This window comes from Alteromonas sp. MB-3u-76, assembly GCF_002831605.1.
GTDB lineage: Bacteria > Pseudomonadota > Gammaproteobacteria > Enterobacterales > Alteromonadaceae > Alteromonas > Alteromonas hispanica.
The window spans coordinates 919,537-941,098 of record NZ_CP025115.1; the positions used below are offsets into that span (position 1 = coordinate 919,537).

The 21,562-nt window shown below is 43.2% G+C and carries 14 protein-coding genes; 7 read left to right on the plus strand and 7 right to left on the minus strand.

The features are described 5' to 3' along the window. Nucleotides 1-60: 60 nt before the first annotated feature. The 5 genes from CW735_RS04120 to CW735_RS04140 form a co-directional block, all read right to left on the minus strand. Nucleotides 61-1,005 (minus strand): 5'-methylthioadenosine/S-adenosylhomocysteine nucleosidase, encoded by a 945-nt coding sequence (locus tag CW735_RS04120; RefSeq protein ID WP_100971026.1) that lies wholly within the window; start codon nt 1,003-1,005, stop codon nt 61-63. A gap of 104 nt (nt 1,006-1,109) precedes the next feature. Beyond that, nucleotides 1,110-2,567, minus strand: coding sequence for an adenosine deaminase family protein (locus CW735_RS04125; RefSeq protein WP_232368360.1), 1,458 nt, complete (start codon nt 2,565-2,567; stop codon nt 1,110-1,112). A gap of 508 nt (nt 2,568-3,075) precedes the next feature. Beyond that, nucleotides 3,076-4,617 carry a trehalase family glycosidase gene (locus CW735_RS04130; RefSeq protein ID WP_071978403.1) on the minus strand — a complete coding sequence of 514 codons (1,542 nt, stop codon included), beginning with the start codon at nt 4,615-4,617 and terminating at the stop codon, nt 3,076-3,078. Next, nucleotides 4,617-5,861 (minus strand): MFS transporter, encoded by a 1,245-nt coding sequence (locus CW735_RS04135; RefSeq protein ID WP_232230547.1) that lies wholly within the window; start codon nt 5,859-5,861, stop codon nt 4,617-4,619. The genes CW735_RS04130 and CW735_RS04135 overlap by 1 nt, the downstream gene beginning before the upstream one ends. Before the next feature lie 173 nt (nt 5,862-6,034). Beyond that, entirely contained in the window at nt 6,035-7,060 is a 1,026-nt protein-coding gene (locus tag CW735_RS04140; protein ID WP_083595351.1) for a LacI family DNA-binding transcriptional regulator, read from the minus strand. A gap of 301 nt (nt 7,061-7,361) precedes the next feature. Between CW735_RS04140 and CW735_RS04145 the strand changes: the two genes are divergently transcribed. The 6 genes from CW735_RS04145 (at nt 7,362) to CW735_RS04170 (ending at nt 17,604) form a co-directional block, all read left to right on the plus strand. Next, nucleotides 7,362-9,632 (plus strand): TonB-dependent receptor, encoded by a 2,271-nt coding sequence (locus CW735_RS04145; RefSeq protein ID WP_100971028.1) that lies wholly within the window; start codon nt 7,362-7,364, stop codon nt 9,630-9,632. A gap of 389 nt (nt 9,633-10,021) precedes the next feature. Continuing rightward, nucleotides 10,022-11,389 carry an exonuclease subunit SbcD gene (sbcD, locus tag CW735_RS04150; RefSeq protein ID WP_100971030.1) on the plus strand — a complete coding sequence of 456 codons (1,368 nt, stop codon included), beginning with the start codon at nt 10,022-10,024 and terminating at the stop codon, nt 11,387-11,389. Further along, nucleotides 11,386-15,102, plus strand: coding sequence for an AAA family ATPase (locus CW735_RS04155; protein WP_100971032.1), 3,717 nt, complete (start codon nt 11,386-11,388; stop codon nt 15,100-15,102). Before sbcD ends, CW735_RS04155 begins: the two co-directional genes overlap by 4 nt. 187 nt (nt 15,103-15,289) lie before the next feature. Continuing rightward, nucleotides 15,290-16,096, plus strand: coding sequence for an alpha/beta fold hydrolase (locus CW735_RS04160; protein ID WP_100971034.1), 807 nt, complete (start codon nt 15,290-15,292; stop codon nt 16,094-16,096). Further along, entirely contained in the window at nt 16,093-16,983 is an 891-nt protein-coding gene (locus CW735_RS04165; RefSeq protein WP_157812642.1) for a GGDEF domain-containing protein, read from the plus strand. The genes CW735_RS04160 and CW735_RS04165 overlap by 4 nt, the downstream gene beginning before the upstream one ends. Nucleotides 16,984-17,151: 168 nt before the next feature. Then, nucleotides 17,152-17,604 (plus strand): CreA family protein, encoded by a 453-nt coding sequence (locus tag CW735_RS04170; RefSeq protein ID WP_232368415.1) that lies wholly within the window; start codon nt 17,152-17,154, stop codon nt 17,602-17,604. A gap of 123 nt (nt 17,605-17,727) precedes the next feature. Here CW735_RS04170 and CW735_RS04175 read toward each other — a convergent pair whose 3' ends face one another. Beyond that, nucleotides 17,728-18,486, minus strand: coding sequence for a MipA/OmpV family protein (locus CW735_RS04175; RefSeq protein ID WP_100971040.1), 759 nt, complete (start codon nt 18,484-18,486; stop codon nt 17,728-17,730). 263 nt (nt 18,487-18,749) lie between these two features. On the opposite strand from CW735_RS04175, the gene CW735_RS04180 reads away from it, so the two are divergent. Further along, nucleotides 18,750-19,697: a BadF/BadG/BcrA/BcrD ATPase family protein gene (locus CW735_RS04180; protein WP_157812643.1), complete on the plus strand. Its 948-nt coding sequence runs from the start codon at nt 18,750-18,752 to the stop codon at nt 19,695-19,697. Nucleotides 19,698-19,774: 77 nt separating this feature from the next. Here CW735_RS04180 and CW735_RS04185 read toward each other — a convergent pair whose 3' ends face one another. Further along, entirely contained in the window at nt 19,775-21,367 is a 1,593-nt protein-coding gene (locus CW735_RS04185; RefSeq protein WP_100971043.1) for an ABC-F family ATPase, read from the minus strand. Between the last annotated feature and the right edge of the window lie 195 nt (nt 21,368-21,562).

Below are 21,562 nucleotides of genomic sequence, written 5' to 3' on the forward strand. Positions count from 1 at the left end.
GAGATTAACAGCGCATAAACTGTCAGCTTAAAAGCTTCTTGACTGCGCTGGTAAATGTGGTTATGACCCGCTTTGTATTAGGTGTTCTATAAGCGCTTTAACGAACTGTTGGCAGTCTTTTGCTGTCGATGGGTCGTAGTGGCCTTCGTTGGTAAGGTTATTCGATAGCACTCTAACGCCTAGGAAGGGAACACCGTAGCCATGAGCTATCTGCGCCGCTGCTGCGGTTTCCATTTCTTCTGTACTAGTACCAAATTTCTCGTGCAGCCATGCAATTCTATCTAGTTCATTATTCCAAAAGTTACCGCTTGCTATAGTGCCTTCTACTACTTTGCCTCGCTTGTATTCTGGCTTTACTTCTCGTACAGCATCAAGCAGGGCTTTGTGTCCCATATAATAGCGAATTCGTTCGGCATCTTTTGCCGAGTCACCCTCACCTGCGCTACCTTGTGAAGCCAGCAAATCCATAGGTAACCATTGCAATGGCGCAGAGCCTTCACCTCTTTTTCTAAACGGGGTTTTAAAGTTACTTGCGTTTACAGCGCGCTTACCCAGCACAATATCGCCCACATTGAGAGTAGGATCATGACCGCCGCTTGTGCCTTGATTGATAATGGCTACAGGGTGATAACGCTCTATACCTACTGCTGTAGCGGCAGCAGTGTTTTCTAACCCTTTTCCCGTTTGCGCAACAACGATTGGATATCCATTGAGATTTCCAAGGTAAAAAGTAGCGTGGCCTGCTTTTTCAATGCGCACATCTGTTAATAAGCCAGCAAAATATTCTGCCTCTATTGGCATTGGACCTTGAATCATGAAAGGCGCGGGGTTAGCCACAGAAGTATCGATTTCTATCTTTTTAAAGCGATGTTGTGCGACATCATCATTACTCCCAGTTACGGAGTTTGCTGACACTGCAGCAACACTGAGCGCGCAGAACAACCAGCTTGCTAGCGTAATCAATACTGTGAGTGTTTTTGTAGCCTTTGATTTTGAAACCCTCATTTAAACCCCAAATAGATAAATGAATATGAAAAGGAATGTTTTGCGCTGCTACACCGAAAACACTACCTAAATCGAAGTGTTAAGTACGCAGCGCTCTATTGCTTTTAACGCTTACTGGTTTTATTGCAAACCTGCGGATCGTAGCTGCAAATAAACGGAAAATGGTTTTCAATATTGGGTAGCGGTGTATTGTTCAACCGCTCATTTATAAAGTCTTCGGTTTGTTGCTCTAGCTTTAACAACAATGCCTGACGCTTTTCTTCACCAATAAAGCTGTGTTTAATTGCATTACTATTAAGCGCGACCAATTCCTCCCACGACAGATTAAAGTGCTTTACAGCAAGGTAATACTCATCGGTTAAGTTGCTGCTCCACATGCCTCTGTCATCGGTTGAAAGAGTAACAGGTACGCCTGTTCGTAGGTACTCTGGAAAGGGATGCGTGTCTAGGGAGTTTGTATACTCTAATAAAAGGTTAGATATAAGATTTATCTCAATGAGGTACGGTCCATTACGCATCATCAATAGCGTGTCAGGGTCTTCAATAAGGTTAAATCCATGTCCAATTCTGTCGGCACCTAGCAATAAGGTATCTTTAATATGTGTATTGGGCTCATCCGACTCACCTGCGTGAATACTAAGCGGAATTGCCTCAGATTTAGCTCGAAGCTTGCGCAGCGTGGGCAAAAATCGAAGAGGATAGCCCTTGTCATTGTCTTCCCTTCCCACCAGGTTTATGCCAACGAATAACTCTCTGTGCGCATTTACAGTCGCCCAGGTTTTTTCTAATTGCTGTTCAGCATCAGGTAGAAAGCGTACTAGAGCGAGCTGAAAGCGAACCGTAACATTGGTTTTTTTTGCAGCATCACTTTTTAACGTGTCACTTAGTATTTGAACTACTTCATCTGACGTGTATGGAGTGCCATCAGGATAGCGCATTTGCGATATTTGTAGCTGAGTCTCCAGATACAATACGTTTTCGCGCTGATAAGCCTGCATATTTTTAAGCAGCAAATGGCCATAAATATATGGGTTTTGCAGCATGTCTCCCATGCGTTGCCAGTGCGCCTGAAAGAATTCATCTCTGCCTTCATGGGGTTTATCTAACTTTATGCTGTTTAAAAATGCCTGTTTTTGTTTTTGGTTTAGCTCGCTAAGCGCTGTGTAATTATCTTGTTCACATGTTGAAAGCTTTTCATAACTCAACGTTGAAACAGTATGGAACAGCAATAATTGTGGGTTAGTGCCAAATTCGTTAGTACCGTATCCTCGACACAGAGAAAGGTCTGTTTTGGTGTAGTAGGTGTAGCCGCCATTTTTATTTAAATTAGTGGCAATATCCCACCACCAATTTCCCATACCAGAACCGGAAAGATGATGATGAATGTCGCCGCCTTTTGGCATAGCGTGCAGAAAATCGTATAGCTGTGCTGGCGCGGCTTGCTGCTTAAAATCACGAAACCAATCGGACATTACCAATGAAGTATTCGATGCTCCAGCGGGCATACTCGAAACTAGCAGGTATAAAAAAAGGCACACAAACACCTTTATACGATTTATCAAAAGCTATCTCCTATGAGACTGATAATTGAGTTTAATGTTGTAATTTAGTGATTGGGGTCATAATTCTGTAAGCAATTCACAACTGTTTTTCTTGGGTATTTGTGCTTTGCTGTGCAGCTGCAGCCGCTTATGTGCCATATTATATGTTACTTCGGCAAAGCTATAATCTTAGTTGGAGGTTGTTGCAATTATCTGTGCAATTCTCTGACCACTCAGTCTATTTTAAAGACTAGTGGTAAAACACTGTTTTGTATATTAATAAAAACTGATTAAAGCAAATAGCTGACAGCTAAATTATGTTAACTGCACCTAAAGTAAGAGTGTGGTGAAAAATGGTGCGCAGTAATAAGTAACAAGAAATATTTTTGGTCTGAAGCCATAGAGCGATTCCCATTGCCGTCTGCAAATCATGCCCCAAAAATAAGCTTTTGGGGCATGACATAGCAACTTCAGCGAAAGCTAAAATTTAACCATTGTTTGGATAGAAATTTATTTGGCTTTCTAAAGCCTAACTTTTCTTATTGAGTGCTTTTTTGAAATAGGTATACACACCATTCGTCCAGCCAAAGCCTAATTGAACATCGTATTCACCACCGCCAGCCGTTTCATTCGGCGTGCAGACGTTGTATTTCTCCAACAAGGCTCCGGTAGCTGCAAAGCGGTCTTCTACAGTATTACAAAAGCGTTGCATAATATCGTTTGCTTCTTTCGTGAACCCATATGATTCTAGCCCCAGGGCAGAAAAAAACTGCAGTGGGGCCCAACCATTTGGTGAATCCCATTGTTGAGAGGTTGTATTCTCTGTTGTGACTATACCGCCTTTTTTGAGCAGTTTTTGAATAAGCACGCTTTGAACTACGCTTGCTTGTTCAGTACTGGCAATACCCACATACAAAGGAACGCTCATCGCAGCTGACACTACACTCGTGTTTTTCATAGAGGGAAAGTGAAAGTCAAAATATCCCTGTTTGATATCACTATACAAATAGGTATTTATCGCATCTATACGCTGTTTCGCTGCATCACTGTAAAAGGCCTGCTCTTTGCCATCTGTAACCATTGCTAGGGTTTGCTCTAATGAAACCAAAAGGGCATTCAAATCGACGGGAAGGAGCTCTGTAGTGCGAATGCTTTCTAGTTGTTGTGAATTTTCAAGCCAACGAGAACTAAAATCCCAACCCGATTCACAGGCTGCACGAATATGCTGATAAAACGTCGCACTATCGGTAGTAATATGACTAGCAGTCTCTATATCCTCTCGAAAAGACTCAGGACGAGGCGTGGCTTCAGAATCGAAATAGCGATTCAATATTGCCCCGCAGGGCATACGAACTACACGGAGCACAGCGTGCGCACTTGCACTGCCTGTAACTGTTAGGGTTTTATCTGCTCCCTTCATCCAAAACGCATATTCTTTTTTCAAACCATCAATGACATATTGCTTTTGTTCAGAGGAGAGTTGCTTTTCAAGCAGCTGATAAAATAATGCCAAAATAGGAGGCTGACTTCTCGAATAATAATAAGCACGGTTGCCATTGGGTATACAGCCAACTTCATTGAGAATATCAACGAAGTTTTCAAGCATGTTTACCGCCATTTCTGTACGCCCAGCATCTACAAGACCTTGTGCTGTGAAGAAGCTATCCCAGTAATAAATTTCACGAAAACGGCCACCTGGCACAATATAAGGTCTCGACAGTGCTATTAAACTGTCTTTGTCTTGAACATCGGGAGTGCGCGTGAGTACATCCCACATGCTCGCGATATAACTTGTAATGTCATGACTGTGCAGCTGTAAATTAGCATTTTGACCGTCGGGTAGAATGAAGTGCGTATTGACAAATTCACGCAAGTTGACCTGAGTACTATTTTCTTTTGCCTCTAGCATCGCCTGTTTATATTGCTCCAAAACAAAGCTCAGGTCCGTTTTGACTATCGCATCGGCAAAGGTTTTACTATCGGGAAAAAGCGATGCCATTTGCACGTGTTTGAACAGATCGCTTGAAAAAAATGCCAAACTGTCGCGCCAATTGTGTAAAGACGAGGTCATTATGATTGTGCACCTTGTTGGTAAATTGAAGATGATGCTTTTTTGAAGAAAAAGAGCGTTGCCATAAGAGCGGCAATGGGGACTAGCGATAAATAAAATGCGTTTTGTCCGCCAATGGCATCGAAGACAAACCCAGTGATAATAGATCCTGTTGTTCCGCCTAATGCCGAAAATACCACGATTAAACCTGTCATGGGGGCATGCTGCGCTAGCGGCAGTGTGCTCAACATTACCGAGTTAATAACTGGGTAAATTGGAGCCATCATTAAGCCAATCATGGGGATAAGAAAAGCAGCCAAGGGGGCATCACTCCAACTTGCCACATCAGTTTGTATGTCGTTGGTTTCGGCCAATGGTAAGCTAATAAGCATTACAACAGCCATGCCTGCTAAGCATATATTTAAAAAAGGATACCAATTCATTTTTCTAAGAACTGCGCCTGCAGTTAATCGCCCAACTGCCAGCGCGATTGCGAATATACTCGTTATTTGAATGCTGACTTGTGTAGGAAGGCCTATTACCTCATTGTTGAAGGTGGGTAACCACGAACCAATGCCTTGCTCAATGAGCACATAGAGAAAAATTGAAAAAATAAATACGAGTACCAGCGGCTTATAGGCAAGCTTGAGCATACTTGTGAATTCACTAGCGAGTGTTGATTCGTTTGCCAACTGCACTGGCGCAATAGGAGCGAACATTACAATCAGGAAAGTGAATGCCACCATTGTGGCGAGAAGGTAGTAGACATTCAGCCAAGCAAGTGAAGCGTCGTTATTGGGGTCAATAAAACCAGCGAATATCCAATAGCCAGATAACACGCCCAGCATAAATATGCCTTCAATAGTGTTCATTAATGATGAATGCGCTTTTGTGGACGAGGAAAGCTGTCCAATAACGGCGTACACAGATACTTTTACAAGCGCAAACGCTGTTCCTATGCACGCGAAGAGTATTTTAATAAACAAGAAATTAGCTATCGATGGCGCGAGTGAGCAAGCAACAGCCACAAGCGCAAGCCCAAACAACATGGCAAGCTTATATCCAACACGGGGAATAACGCTTGCAATCAGGAAGGACACAATAGCAATAGAAAGATCCTTAAACCCCTCCAAGGTACTAGCCTGAGGTTTACTGATATCGAAGCTATTAATTGACTGGAGAATGACGGTGCCCACACTGTTTAGCAGTATGGCAAACACATAATAGCTCACTGCAATGGCAGCAATAATCATAAAACGAGACATGTGTAAACACTCTGTTAACTTAATTAAGCTGGAGTGTAATGCGAAGAAAATAAAAATGCAAACGTTTGCAAAAGGCGGTTGCTCGAAAATAAAATGCCTCAATAAGTTCGCAGTAGACAAGCAGACTTAGGATGCCTCTTGCCGCTATAGCCTCTATTTACGTGCGCCGGCTTTTATTTAGTTGAGCGCCTTACAATGAGAGATGTTTCCACAACTTGGTTATTTACGGGCTTTCCCTCAAATTGACATAATAATTGATCAACCATGAGTTCGGCCGCTTGCTGCGTGTTCTGTCTTATTGTTGTTAGGGAAGGGTGGATAAGTTCGGCGAGTGGTATGTCATCATATCCGACAATTCCTACGTCACTAGGAATACCAACATAGCGCTCTTTCAAGGCTTTTATTGCGCCAAGCGCTACCATGTCACTTACGCAAACAATACCGTCGAAGTCTAGCCCGTTAGCTTTTATACGCTGGTTCATATACTGATAGGCGGTTTTTGATGTAATATCAATAGCGCCCACATGAGATACGCCTGGTTCAATATTGAACTCAGCGTGAGCCTTTTGATACCCCCTTAACCTCTCTCGCATTTCAGCGTGCTCTGAGTCACCGAGAAACAAAATTTGTTCTGCTCCCTGTTCTAGCAAGTATTTGGTTGCCTCATAGCCGCCTAAAAAATTGTTACCACCAACTATTGGATAGCTCGCCTTAGTTTTTGTATCTCCCCACACAACAATGGGTATACCGCTTTTGGCTGCAAGGTCGATCTTTTCGGTTGTTTTTCCCTGTCCGATAACCAAAATGCCATCTGCTCTCTGGCTACGAATGAAGTAATTTGCCCAATCATCGGAGGCCATAAATGAGTTAGAAAGAAGTAACTCATACCCTTTAGCGTTAAGTGCTTGGTTCAATTCGCCCACTAACTTGAGAAGAAACGGATCGGTTGTACTTTGTTCAGTGTTATCGATTAAGTTAAGTATGACAGCAATAACATGGGTTTTTTGAGTGCGAAGTCGGCTAGCTGCCGCATTGATACTGAAATTATGCTCGATTGCTAATGCCTGTATCCTTTCACGAGTTTCTTTTCTAATAAGCGGGTTATCTTTGAGTGCTCTTGAGGCAGTAGAGGTAGAAACCCCAGCTAATTCGGCAAGTCTAGCAAGCGTTAGTTTTGTTTCAGCTGTCAATGTAACGATTCTCTGTTGTTGGGTTTTTAGTTTGCAATGCATTTTGCATGTTTTCTATCAATAAAACAGTTTGATAGCCAAACGGTAACGCGTGTTGCGTCATGCTAAACACAATATAGCGCACTAATACGCCGAAGAAAATCAAAGTGAGATTTGATTATTAAAAAATTGCAAACGATTGCATTTTATTCTTGCAATCGTTTGCAAACAGATCTATTTTGTTATCAATTCGTGATGCAGGTAACAATTTTGAAACGTGTTACCCGCATTCAGTTAACAACGCAATATAACATTTTCGGGAGCACACACCATGAAAACGTTGTTTACAAAAGCTTCGCTAGCCAGCGCAGTTGCAGTGGCGCTGGCACAACCTGCTATCGCACAACAAGAATCAGAGCAAACTACTAAAGAACTCGCAAAAGAAAACGCTGAAGTGATTGTAGTAAGTGGTACGCCGGGCGGTGCTGGAATAAGAAAAATAGACGCGAGCTTTGCCGTTACAAATATCGACGCGAGCGATATAGAAAAATTAGCGCCTAAGTCTACCGCTGATTTGTTTAAGGCCATTCCTGGTGTTTGGGTTGAAAGTTCTGGCGGTGAGTCTGGAGCCAATGTTTTTGTGCGTGGTTTTCCAGGTGGTGGCGATGCTCCGTTCCTTACTATTGCCCTTGACGGGTCGCCTATTTATCCAGCGCCAACCCTTTCATTTTTAGAGAACTCTCAGCTTTTCCGTATCGATGAAACCATCGAAATGGTAGAAGGTTTGCGCGGTGGTCCTAACCCTGTTGTGAGTAACGGCCAACCTGGTTTAACAACTAACTTCAGAATGAAGCGCGGCGGCGAGTCTAGTGAGGCAATGGCTAAATATACGGTTTCAGACTACGGGTTAAATCGTGTTGACGTAGTTGCAAGTGGTGCACTTGCTGATGACCTCTACTATATGGTAGGTGGTTATATCAAAAGTTCTGAAGGGATCAGAGACGCTGGCTTTAACTCAGAGCAAGGCAATCAGTTTACTGTAAACATTACGAAAGTGTTCGATAAAGGTGAGCTTAATCTATATACCCGTCAAACTGACGACCGTGGTACTTGGTACTTACCTACGCCGCTTAATGTAGATGGTATTGATGCAAATTATACCCAGATAGGCCCACTTAACAGACAAGCCACCATTACCTATGGGCCAGACGATACTACCGAAGCGTTTGATTTTGGTGATGGGCGAGGCTGGGACGGTCACGTAAGTGGAGGTAGCCTAAAATTAGACCTAGGTAATGACTGGTTTCTTATCGACCGCTTTAACCTAACCAAAGGTAAAGCGAACACGTTTGGTCTTGTACCTAATGGCGCTGCGGTAACTGTCGCCGATGTAGCAGATAATGGAGAGTCGGCCATAGGAGCTGTGACCGGCACTACCTATGCTGGAGATACACCCATTCAGCAAATAGGTCGCTGGGTTGTGCTTAAAGACATTGAAGCCTTTACTAACGACTTGGCTGTGTCGAAAAGCTGGGATGATTTCGATGCATCATTTGGTATTTACAGTGCTTCAACTAAATCTGAAGACTGGTGGAGCATAGGTAACACGGCTTATCACGTATTAGTACCAGGTGGCGAATTGTTAGACGGTATTGAGTGTAATAGTGACGCTGAAGGCTGCGGATTTAACTACGACATAAATTCTGTAGGCGACGCAAGCACTATGGCGTTTTATGCAACGGGTAAATGGTACGCTACCACAGACCTAAGCATCGATTTAGGCTTGCGCCGTGAAAATCACGAAGTCAATTATTCAGTAGACGAAGGCCTCGACGGCACTATTACCAAAGCCCTTGAGTACGATGAGACGAAAACGTCTTGGACACTTGGTGCGAGCTACGCTTTAAATGACAATAGTGGTGTTTTTATTCGCACTAACCGTGGGTACAAAATGCCTTACTTTGATGACTTCCGTGACAACTGGGGTGCATACACTGGCGGAAATGATCTTATCCAAGAAATTACGCAAGCAGAATTGGGTTATAAGTTCATGAATGATAGCGTCCAGTTTTTTGCTACTGCTTTTGCTAACGAAGTTGAAGGTGATACTTTTGTACGCAGACCTGGCGCACCAGCCGAAATTCTTACTAATGAAGCTTATGGTGTTGAGCTAGATGGTAGATATAGCCATGATTCTGGTTTCTCACTAAGTGTAAATGCCACCTTGCAAGAAACTGAAATTACAGCAAGCGCGACTAATGAAGGTAATGAGGCCCAGCGTCAGCCGGGTTGGCAAGTGCGAGTAACGCCAAGCTACGATTTTGACATTGGTGACATGTACGCAACAGTTTATGGAACCCTGTCAGCAGTAGACGACCGCTTTGGCAATAACGAAAATACGGTTGTGCTAGAAGGATACGAAAAAATTGATGTGGGTATGACATTAGACCCAACAGAATCACTTCGCCTTCAGCTATCGGTTGATAACTTGACCGATGAGCAGGGCATTACCGAAGGCGACCCGCGTAATCCTGATGCGCCAAATGGCCGTTTTATTATGCCGCGCAGCGTACGATTTAGTGTTTCTTACCTCTTTTTCTAAATGTTTGTAGAAAGAAGGATAGTAGATAAAAAGAAACGTGAATCATAAGTAACACAATAAAATTGAAGAGGCTGGCGCCAAATACGCCGGCCTTTTTTATTTGCACACCCCACTAATATCTCTCGTCAGTATTCATCTTGCCAGCAGAAAGCGAAAAAATGCACAGTTGGTCATAGGGCTCCATTGCCTTGCAAATTCATATGTACCATTGTTATAAAAGTAGAATATCTCTATAGTTCGAAGAAATTTTTGTTTCTGTAAATAAGTGCTTGTATTTAATAGCTTGGCAATTGGGTTTATGAGTTTTTGGTTAGTCTGTTTATAAGTACTTTGCGAGTTCAATATACGCCACTTTATTCATTCCAAACGCATTCTGGTTCCTCAATTATATGAAAATATTGCATACGTCCGACTGGCATTTAGGGCAAAGCTTTTTTACAAAAAGCCGAAAAAATGAACATGACGCATTTCTCAAATGGCTGCTCAACGAAGTTGAAAAACATGCAATAGACGCAGTTATTGTGGCGGGCGATGTGTTTGATACCGGCACACCTCCTAGCTATGCCAGAGAACTTTATCATGGGTTTATCGGTGCATTGCAGGGCACACAATGTACCTTGATAGTGCTTGGCGGAAATCATGACTCGGTTTCAGTACTTAACGAGAGTAAATCACTGCTTAAGTACCTCAATAGCCACGTTATTGCTAGCACATTTGGTAACAGCAGCGAGCAGGTTATAGCTTTGAATGATAGAGCGGGCAATGTAGGTGCAATACTGTGTGCCGTTCCGTTCATTCGCCCTAAAGATGTAGTAACAAGTGCGGCAGGACAAAGTGCGGTAGATAAACGCCATGCATTGGGTGAGGCAATAAAACAGCACTACGCAATGCTCTATCAGCAAGCCATCGAACTTCGAAATTCAATTGTCGCAGAAACGCAGCAGCTGGCCGAGACTATTCCTATTGTTGCCACGGGGCATTTAACCGCACTTGGCGTGAGTCAATCGGAAAGCGTACGCGATATTTATATTGGCACGTTAGAAGGGTTTGATGCGGGTGGTTTTCCACCGGCTGATTACATTGCCCTTGGGCATATCCATAGGCCACAAAAAGTGGCTAAAACCGAGCATATACGTTATTGCGGCTCGCCAATTCCCCTTAGCTTCGACGAACTAAATACCCAAAAGCAGGTTGTTATGGTTGAGTTTGCTGCATGTCAAACCGCTATCACACCTATACCCGTACCGCGCTTTCAAGCCATGGAAGTCATCAAGGGTGATTTACAACACATAGAAGCTGAAATTAACAGCAGCAGTGTTATTGCTGATGCCACCGAACTCTCACCCGTCTGGTTGTGCATTGAGGTAGAAACTCAAGACTATTTAACTGATTTACAGCAGCGTATTCAGAGCTTACTTGAAGGAAAAAATGCTGAAATTCTGCAGCTGAAGCGGGTGAAAAAGAGCCGGTTTAAAAGTTTAGCTGAGGGTGAAAATAGGCAATTAAGTGAGCTGTCTGTTGAAGAGGTTTTTGAAGCAAGATTGGCTTTAGAAAATATCGACGAGTGCGATGAGAATAACGAGGGTGAGGGAGATGAATCTGCAGGCACCTCTCGAAAAAGCCGAATGAAGCAACTATTTTCTGGGGCGTTAGAGCGAGTGCATGGCAACGATGAGGATAATATGGATACCTCTGCTGAGACTAGTGTTGATGATCGTGCTGATAATAGTGGCGCGAATAAGGAGCAAGCAAAGTGAAAATACTCACGCTGCGACTTAAAAACCTAAATGCATTAAAAGGCGAGTGGAAGATAGATTTCACTCAGTCGCCCTTTGTTGATAATGGATTATTTGCCATTACTGGGCCAACGGGAGCCGGTAAAACCACGTTGCTCGATGCCATTTGTTTAGCGCTTTACCACCAAACCCCGCGCTTGGGCACTATATCTTCTACCTCTAACGACATTATGACTCGCGGTACTGCAGAGTGCCTAGCAGAGGTAGAGTTTGATATTAAAGGTAAAGCCTACCGTGCATTTTGGAGCATGCGACGTGCGCGTGGAAAGCCTGACGGTAATTTACAAAGCGCCGATGTTGAATTGGCCGAGGCAGACACTGGCAAAGTATTAGCCACTCAGGTTCGCCCTAAAAGCGACGAAATAGAACGACTCACCGGGCTTAATTTTGCTCGTTTCACAAAGTCTATGATGTTATCTCAGGGCGACTTTGCGGCGTTTTTAAATGCCAATGAAAACGACCGAGCTGAGTTATTAGAAGAGCTTACGGGAACGGAAATATATGGCCGTATTTCTCAAGAGGTTCACGCACAGTTTTCTGAAGCTAAGCAAAAAAAGAAAGAGTATGCACTGCGGCTAGAAGGTGTAACGTTACTCAATGAGTCTGAGCACAAAGGGTTAACCGATGAACTTGAGCACACCAAAAAGCAGGTGGTCGCTTTAACCGAGGAATTAACTGCGCTACACCAGCAAAAGCAGTGGCAAGAGGCACTTGAAGAAAATGGGAATGCGTTAAAAGAAGCTCAGCATTTAAAAACAGCAGCTCAAAAAGCGCATGAAGAGGCAAAAGACAAGCTTGATAAGCTTACGCGCAGTGAACCTGCCGAAACATTGCGTACGCCACATCTTCGGTGTGTATCGTTTCAACAGGATATTGCTTCTTATCAAACCCAATTAGACGAGAAGAAACAACAGCTTCCTCTAACGCAATCCAATAAACAAGAAGCGCAAAAAGCCCTTGCTAGCGAAGAGCAAGCGCTCAAAGAGCTAAAAGATAAAAGCGCACAGTTAGAACACCGGATCAGCAACGATGTATTGCCCATCGACGCAAAAATAGCGCAGGTTTCAGAGTTGCTAGCTGTGTCAAACAACAGTATTGCTGCGTTAACGGCATCTATTAACGAGCATCAGCAGAGAAAAGCGTCTTTAGAAGAAGAGTTTGCAGAGAAGAAAAATCTGCAAAATGTGTTGAGCAGCTATCTTATAGAAAATAAATCAATAGGGGATATGGCCGAGCACATTAGTGGTTGGAGTGAGTCAGCGCAAACTATTGCTTCAGAAAAGAAGCTGCTTGGCCAGTTAGTAGCTAAACAAGAAAGCAATGCACGCCAATACGATGAGCTTTCAGTGCAGGCCAACAAACAGGCTGATAAAATTGAAGTGCTGAATAAAGAAAATTATGTGCTGAAGGAAAACGTCGAACAATGCCAGCAAGCCTTAAATGCACTCTCGGAAAAGGGCAGTAAAGCGCAGTTAAACGATGAAGTATCGGTAAAGCTTAAGTACTGGGACAGTATGGTTCAGTGTCAGCATTTGCAAAAGCAACATGATGAACTCTCACAAAACTATAATAAACTCGTTGCTCAAGAAGCAGAGCTTAACAGCACCAAAGAAGCGCAGCAGGCCGCACGCAAAGCTTTAGTGGCGCAGTATCAAGATACTAAGGCCCGCCTAAAAGATGCAGAGCAGTTAATATCGCTGAATAACGAAGTAGCCCACTTGCGCGCCCAACTTAAAAAAGGCGAGCCTTGTCCTGTCTGCGGGGCAAGGGAGCACAACGAAGACTCAGTAATTATTGACGTGCCCGAAACCGTACAAAAGCGTGATGCACTTCAGCGGCAGTTGGACAGTATTGAGCTCGACGGAGCCAAGGCGAGAGATGCATTAGCTAATACTGAGCTTGCTTTAGTGCAAACCACAAAACTAAAAGAAACTACCTCTGAGGAGTTAGAAAACGCAAAGCAAGAGTGGCAAAAGCAGCAGGGCGTAGTGAGTTCTGCAGTAGATGCTGGTTTTAGCGCAATAGCAATAGAAGACAAAGGCGCTTTTTCGGCTTTTGATTCAACCTATAAAAAGCGTATTGAATGGTTACAGCGTCAGATAAAAGCCATAGAGCACGCAGAGAAAAATTTTGCTGACGCGCAGCATCTCTATAACCAAGCAATGGCGACGGTGTCGCAAGCGAAAAATGAGTACGAGCTCTTAAATCAGCAGCAGAATACTTTTGCTACAACAGCGAATGAGCTTGGCGAAGAAATAAAACATAAGCAATCTGCGTTAGTGAAAAAAGAGCAAAAGCTAGCTGCCGCAATTACTGAGCTTGGACATGCAATTCCAGAGCAAACTAGCCTCTCTACCTGGCTATCTGAGCAAGCAAACGCACTAAAAATATTTAAAGAAAAGCAGCAAGAGTTAGAGCGGTTAACGCCAAGTGTTGATGTGTTTAAAGATGACGTTGCCACCATCGCGCGCGCCATTGAAAGTTTTCAAGAGCGGCTGAATGAAGCAAAAGAAAGCGCAAAACAACACGAAGACGCACTGGCTTTACTTAGGGCAAAAAGACAAGAAGTGTTCCCAGAGCAAGATATTGACACAGTACGCTCAGCCGTTGCCGAACAAATAGCTCAACGAGAACAACAGCTTGAAGCATTAAGGCTCAAGCAAGAGAGTGCTAATAGTGCGTTGTCCCGATTAGAGGCGGCAATGGAACAGCTCAGTGAGCAGCTAGATAAAAAGCAGCAGCAATACCAAGAGGCTGATAGCGATTTTAGGTCTTTATTAGCCAAAAGCCCTTTTGAAAACGAGGCAGCATTTACCCGTGCTCTACTTGATGAAAATGAGCGAGAACAATTGGTGGCGCTTAAACAAACAATATCTCATCAACAGCAGCATGCTGATTTGCTGTTATCAAATGCTCAGGCACAAGCCGAAAAACTCAACGCAAACGACAATGCCGAGCAGTGGCAACATTACCTAGAGCAGTTCGGCGCGCAGCAAGTAGAAAACGATATTGCAGATAAAACAGAGCGCAAAGATACTCTGTTATCTGCGCAAGGGCAGATAGCACAGCAACTGAATGCCAATGAGCAGGCGCATAGTAAGCAGCGACAGCTGCTCGATGAAATGTCGACGTTTGATACCTATTACGATGATGTAACTTACTTACATTCATTAATTGGCTCTGCTAGTGGCGATAAGTTTAGGCGCTTTGCTCAAGGCCTTACTTTAGATAATTTGGTTGTGCTGGCCAATCAGCAGCTTGATAAATTACACGGTCGCTATCAGTTAATTCGCAAAGAAAATGAAGGTCTAGGGCTTAGCGTAGTTGATACTTGGCAAGGTGATGTATTAAGAGATACTAAAACCCTATCTGGGGGAGAGAGCTTTTTGGTGAGTTTAGCGTTGGCGCTGTCTCTATCTGATTTAGTGAGTTATAAAACCAGCATCGACTCCTTGTTTTTAGACGAGGGCTTTGGCACCTTAGATGCTGAAACCCTCGACGTCGCCTTAGATGCTCTGGATAACCTAAATGCTAGCGGAAAGATGATAGGTGTTATTAGCCATATAGAAGCTATGAAAGAGCGCATTCCTACTCAGTTGAAAGTTATCAAGCGAAACGGCGTAGGGTTAAGTGCATTGGAAAAACAGTACTCGAAAGCTTCTTCTTTAGTATAGTTTTTAGAATATTCCGCCGTTTTTCTAGCCTAAAAAGCTGTTAGAACGAATAGTGAGAGTAATTTTGCGCTACACTTGTTCCTAAAGAAGCAAGTCGAAGATTGTTTTGAGATAAGAGCTCTTTGTAAAGAAAATGGCGGCTAGATAAGTAAACCATGTATGGTCAAAAAATATCGGCAGAACAGATATGTACTTGGAAACAGACATTAAGAAGCGAAACAATGTGCGTGTGGTTGGCGACGGTGAGAATACACTGGTTTTAGGGCATGGTTTTGGCTGCGACCAGCGCATGTGGAACTATCTTGTTCCTTATTTTGAAAAAGACTACAAAATCGTTTTATTTGATTATGTTGGGTGTGGTCAGTCTGACCTTAGTGCATTCGATAAAGAGAGATATTCGAAGCTTGGTGGTTATGCGAAAGACGTTGAAGAAATCTTTGATGCGCTTGAGCTAAGTAACGCAATTTTTATTGGGCACTCTGTGAGCAGTACCATTGGCATGCACGTAGCCATCGAACGTCCAGACTTAATTAGTAATCTGATTATGGTTTGTCCTTCACCATGCTTTTTAAACTTGCCGCCCGAGTACATGGGAGGGTTTGAGAAAGAAGACTTAGAAGAGCTCATCAACTTAATGGACAAAAATTATCTTGGGTGGGCTAGCTACTTTGCTCCCTTGGTTGTTGGGGAAGGGCATGATGAGTCGGTTAAACAGGAACTGGAAGATAGTTTTTGCTCAACAGACCCCAGTTACGCCAAGCCTTTTGCAAAAGCCACGTTCTTTGCTGACGATAGGCATTTATTACCAAAGTTAACCGTACCCACCCTTATACTTCAAAGCCAAGACGATAGCCTCGCATCTATTGAGGTTGGCAGGTATATGCATAAAGCAATTAAGCATTCTGTGCTACATGTTGTGGAGGCGAAAGGGCACTGCTTACACATGACAACACCAGAACAAGTGGCACATGCTATCGAGGAGTTTCTCGATTGAGCAAAGTCGATATTGATAATTTTCCCTGCTTGCTGCTAGTTACTCATATTGATAACACACAGGTATTATCTGGTAATAGTTTCGCAAAACAATTTTTAAATGTTTGCTTTGAGGAGAGCTCGTTAACGCTCACCGACATTCTATCGAAAGCCTCACTCATTTTTTATGAAAGCTATTTAAAACCTATTCTTATTAGTAATGGTAGTTGTAAAGAGGTGCAACTAACTGTTATTGCAAATGGAGGCTCAAGAATTCCGGCAGTAGCGAATATATGCCTGGTTGATGAAAAACTATTTTGGGCAGTTTACCCCGCCGAAGAGCGCGATAAGCTTTATCAGGAACTGGTCTCGGCTCGAGAAAACTTAGAACAAAAAACCGAAGAGCTCACTCGCTTAACGCGTTTAGATCCACTTACTTCTTTGCTTAATCGCAGAGCATTAACTACTGATCTCACCAAAATAATCACATTCATAAGGCGTAAATACGTGCCTGTGTGCTTAGTACTCATCGACATCGATTACTTTAAAACTATTAATGATAATTTTGGTCATGAATACGGCGATGAAGTGCTGTCAAAACTAGCGTCTACGTTAACTAATGTTGTCAGGGAAAGTGACCTTGTTTCCCGTTGGGGAGGCGAGGAATTTCTCGTTGCGCTTTACAACACGGACATTCAAGATGCTCAATATTACTGTAATCGCATCCACGAAGCTGTTCAAAAAATTACCCTACCAAACAGCAAAAAACTAACAGTGAGTATTGGTTTAGCCGCACTAGAGCCTCAAGACCTAAGAGATGAAGACGTTATTGCAAAGAAGATTAATAAAGCAGATAACGCGTTATATAAAGCAAAAAACAATGGTAGAAACCAAACACAGTTAGGCTGAACAATTGTGTATCGCTTTTCATGCGCTTACGGGAGTTTTTGGTTTAAAAGTAGCGGTAGAGATCAGCGAAATAGAAGAACGCAATCGAACCAAAGTGGAATGCAAATGAGGATGGAAATGAAAAGATTGATGTTACAGTTACAGGGGAGTGCTCAAACTAGATTTAGCATGGTTTTGCGTGGAGCAATTTTCTTAGCTATTGTGGGCACAGCAGGGTGCAGTGATAGTGAAGTAGGCGATGTTTCTCTTGGCGTTTTCACAACCAAAGACATTAAAATTGATGCGTTGGTTGACCCCATTGTTACAGGCGTGACATGTCACATATCGAGTATTGAAGCCGATTTAGACTTTTCCGATCCATCAGATAGTGCAATAGCGTGCAGACAAACTGGGCCTATAACAGCAGAAATGCTAGAGAATATTGATAAATCACCCTCTGGTGACGTTATTTTTAGAAAATCTAAGAGTATATTTTTTAAAAATATGAAACTTCGTAGAATTTATGACGAAGGGTCTAAAACACTCATGTACCTGTCTTATAGCACAAAAGAAACATCAGGTAGTTACAAGCATAGTTTATCCACAGTACCACTATGGGAAACAGCGGCTTTTAATAATTAAGCGAGTGCTGCGAAAAAGCGTGTGGTGAAAGCTCACTTTTAAAAGCGCACGATAAAAACGATTTTTTGTCGTGCGTTATCATAACCAATGTAATTAAAGTCGAGTTTGGTTTTAAATGGCTATTTAAAACATACGCGAGTAGACCAATGTAGCGCTTAGTGCGGTATCGTCATCGGTGAGCGGGCTGTCACTTATACTGCTATCGAAAAATGTAGCACCTACGTCAACTCGCGTCATGCCGCCTAAAAACTTACCGGTCGATACCGCTACTCTTAGCTCTGTGTTAGTTGCGCTGCTGCCTTCATACAAACCTCTAAATGCAGTGACTTCTTCAGGACGCACGCCGTAGTAATAATCTACATAGTTACTGTCTTGAAAACTAAGGCCAACTGAGGGTTCAATCAAAAAGCCATTTACTCTGAACTGTTTGCCTATTCTTGCAGTTGCTTGAAAGCCGTCGTACTTTCCTAGCATATCGGCGTTTGTTGATAGGGAATATGTCCAGCTTTGGGTGTTGTAAGTTGCACTTATTCCAGCGGCAAAGCTGAAGTCTCTGTCTTCCATTCCTTCAAAAATGAAACTGTCAGATTCTTCATAACCTGCAAAGATAGGAACTAATTGAGCATCTATTGTTAAACCCTCACGCTGGAACATTTGATAACTAACGAAGGGCCCATAAACCCGCAGCTTCTCGCCGGCGTAGCCTATAATTGGAATAGGCACAATACGATTGTCGAAGCCTGCATAAACATCTTGAGATGCGCTAACACCAAAACCCCACATCCAACCTTGAGGTTGCTGGGGAGCTTGCGCACTTGCTGAAATAGACGCGGTAAGCGCTGCTAGTGTAAGGCCTATTTTGATACAAGATTGTATTTTCATGGTTTTGGTTTCCTTGTTTACATAGCATTACGATACATTTAAATCATGACAATTGATCAGCAATTCCAATATTTTGTGTGTAACGAAGTATTGCGAAATCTTTTTCATTTCAACTCACTTTCTCTCGGCCATGTTAAAACGCAAACAAATGAAGATTTGAGCGATAAGAGCAGCAAGGTTCTTTTTTGAATAAAAAGCCTGTTAGTTGATGGCGAACCTTGTGATAAAGTGAAGAAATATAAAGTAAATGTTTCGAGATTCGGGTGATACACAATTATATAATTGGCATTGATGGAGGCGGCTCACACTGTCGCGCTATTTTACAAAATAGTGATGGAGAATATATTGGGGAAGGAGTCTCAGGCGCATCAAATATTATGAGCGACCCGCATAAAGCGCTTAGCTCTATAATAAGTGCTTCAGAAACAGCTATTGCAGATGCCAATCTGTCTGTCTCACTTTCCGATGTTGTCGTAATGGCAGGGCTAGCGGGAGCAAACATACCTAAGGCAAAGGATTATTTTCTATCTCTGCCTTTGCCGTTCAAACAAACCCATATAATGAGCGACCTTCACGCAGCGTGCTATGGTGCCCTTGAAGGCGACAACGGTGGCCTAATCATTTGCGGTACTGGCTCGGCGGCAACCTGCCATATCGATGGTACTTTCAAAGATGTCGGTGGCTATGGACTTAGTTTAGGCGACAACGGCAGTGCTGCCTGGCTTGGTCTGCAGGCAGTTAAAAAGACCTTGCTCACTATGGATGGCGTTCATCAAGAAAGTGTGCTCGCTAATCGAGTGGTTGAGCAACTCCAAGCACATAAAGCTAGTGATATTGTTGCTATTACCTCCTCTTATAAACCAAGTCACTATGGCCAGCTAGCCCCACTTGTTAGTACATGCTATGCAGCAGGCTGCGAAACCGCAACTGGGGTTATTCGAGAGGGCGCACGCTACATTCACTCCATCATAAACACGCTAAACGAGTATTATCGTATTCATTATAAAAAAGCTGACGATAAAACAGCTGGAGACCCACCAGTTATGCCAGTATGTGTGGTTGGTGGACTTGCAGACACGTATATTCCTTTGTTGCCTGAAAATATACAGCGATTACTATGCTCGCCTAAAAAAAACGCACAGCGCGGTGCAATAAGTTACTTTTCTAAAGTGGGTCGCGAGAGCGATGGGATAAAAGGTGGCGCAGAGTAGGTCGTAAGATAGAGAACGCTTAAGGAAATAAGATGGCTTAAACCACCTTATTTCTTAAATAATGTCAAAACGTAAACTTACGCAATTTCTTTGTGCGCTAAAAACTCATCGTAGTTACCGTCAAAGTGGTTTAGCTGTTGGTCTTTAATTTCAATTACCTGGGTGGCTAGCGATGAAACAAACTCTCTGTCGTGGCTAACAAAGATAACCGTTCCATCAAATTTATAAATGGCGTTATTAAGCGCTTCGATAGACTCCATATCCATGTGGTTGGTAGGTTCATCGAGCACAAGTACATTAATATCTTGAAGCATTAGCTTGCCGAATAAGAGGCGGTTTTTCTCACCACCTGAACACACCTGCACTTTCTTATTAAAGTCGTCAGAGGTAAACAGCAAGCGCCCCAGCATGCCTTTGATGTGCAGGTCGTCGTGCTTCGGGCTGCGCCATTGACTCATCCAGTCAAACAAGGTCATATCCTTTGCGAAGTATTTGGCGTTGTCTTGTGGAATGTAACCAATAGCTGCGTTTTCTGCCCACTTGATGGTGCCGCTGGTGGGTTCTAAATCATCCACTAAGGTTTTAAGTAGCGTTGTTTTACCTGCACCGTTTTCACCGATAATCGCTAGGCGCTGACCCGCTTCTAGCAGCAAGTTAACATTGCTAAAAAGCGGAAGGTCAGGATAACTGTGCCCCAGATCTTCAAGAGTTATTGCTAAGCGATGCAGTTTTTTATGTTGCTTGTAAACAATATAAGGTTTGCGGCGACTAGACGCTTTAACTTCTGACAATTCTATTTTTTCTAAGCGGCGAGCGCGAGAAGTGGCCTGTTTGGCTTTAGAAGCGTTTGCTGAGAAGCGTGCCACAAAGCTTTGAAGTTCTTCAATTTCCGCTGATTTTTTCGCATTTTCGTTATGCAACTGCTCTTGCACTAGCATAGCGGCTTGAACGTAGTCGTCGTAGTTACCCGGATAAGTACGAAGTTCACCGTAGTCAATATCCGACATATGAGTACACACAGAGTTTAAGAAGTGTCTATCATGGGAAATAATGATCATGGTGGATTTACGCTTATTTAGCTCTTCTGCTAACCAGCTAATGGTGTAAATATCCAAGTTGTTGGTTGGCTCATCTAAAAGCAGAATGTCTGGTTCGGCGAACAGTGCCTGTGCGAGTAAAACACGTACTTTCTTTCCCGGTGCAACTTCTTTCATTAAGCCAAAGTGATAGCTTTCTTCTATACCGGCTGAGCTTAGGATATCGCCAGCGCGAGCTTCGGCAGTATATCCGTCCATTTCAGCAAACTGGGTTTCGAGATCGGCAACGCGCATGCCGTCTTCTTCACTCATATCAGGTTTACTGTAAATGGCGTCGCGCTCTTGTTTTACTTCCCACAATTCGCGGTCGCCCATAATAACGGTATCAACTACGCTGAATTCTTCAAAAGCAAACTGGTTCTGACTTAAAATACCAAGCTTGGTACCCGGCGCCATAGAAACGTTACCAGACGTAGGTGTAAGCTCACCACTTAAAATTTTCATAAATGTAGATTTGCCGCAGCCGTTCGCGCCTATAAGGCCATAACGGTTGCCGTTGCCGAATTTGGCAGAAATGTTTTCAAACAGCGGCTTAGAGCCAAACTGCATAGTAATATTTGCGGTGGTTATCAAAACAGGTATCCAGGGGAGTAAATCAGAAGATAAAGCTGAGCGTGTTAATACGCCGAGGCAGCTTGCATTGCGCGCGCACTATAAGGAAATAAGCGCCTTATGTCGAGGGAAAATTGAGCAGTGCGTAAAAAAGACGTCCCTGTCAACACACTTACACACAAACTCGTTTACTATTCAATTTATTGCTTTGGGATA

Bases quoted from the DNA above. Each gene is read 5' to 3' on its own strand.
- CW735_RS04120 (WP_100971026.1), bottom strand. From the start codon at position 1,005: ATGAGGGTTTCAAAATCAAAGGCTACAAAAACACTCACAGTATTGATT.
- CW735_RS04130 (WP_071978403.1), bottom strand. From the start codon at position 4,617: ATGACCTCGTCTTTACACAATTGGCGCGACAGTTTGGCATTTTTTTCA.
- CW735_RS04135 (WP_232230547.1), bottom strand. From the start codon at position 5,861: ATGTCTCGTTTTATGATTATTGCTGCCATTGCAGTGAGCTATTATGTG.
- CW735_RS04145 (WP_100971028.1), top strand. From the start codon at position 7,362: ATGAAAACGTTGTTTACAAAAGCTTCGCTAGCCAGCGCAGTTGCAGTG.
- sbcD (WP_100971030.1), top strand. From the start codon at position 10,022: ATGAAAATATTGCATACGTCCGACTGGCATTTAGGGCAAAGCTTTTTT.
- CW735_RS04160 (WP_100971034.1), top strand. From the start codon at position 15,290: ATGTACTTGGAAACAGACATTAAGAAGCGAAACAATGTGCGTGTGGTT.
- CW735_RS04170 (WP_232368415.1), top strand. From the start codon at position 17,152: ATGGTTTTGCGTGGAGCAATTTTCTTAGCTATTGTGGGCACAGCAGGG.
- CW735_RS04175 (WP_100971040.1), bottom strand. From the start codon at position 18,486: ATGAAAATACAATCTTGTATCAAAATAGGCCTTACACTAGCAGCGCTT.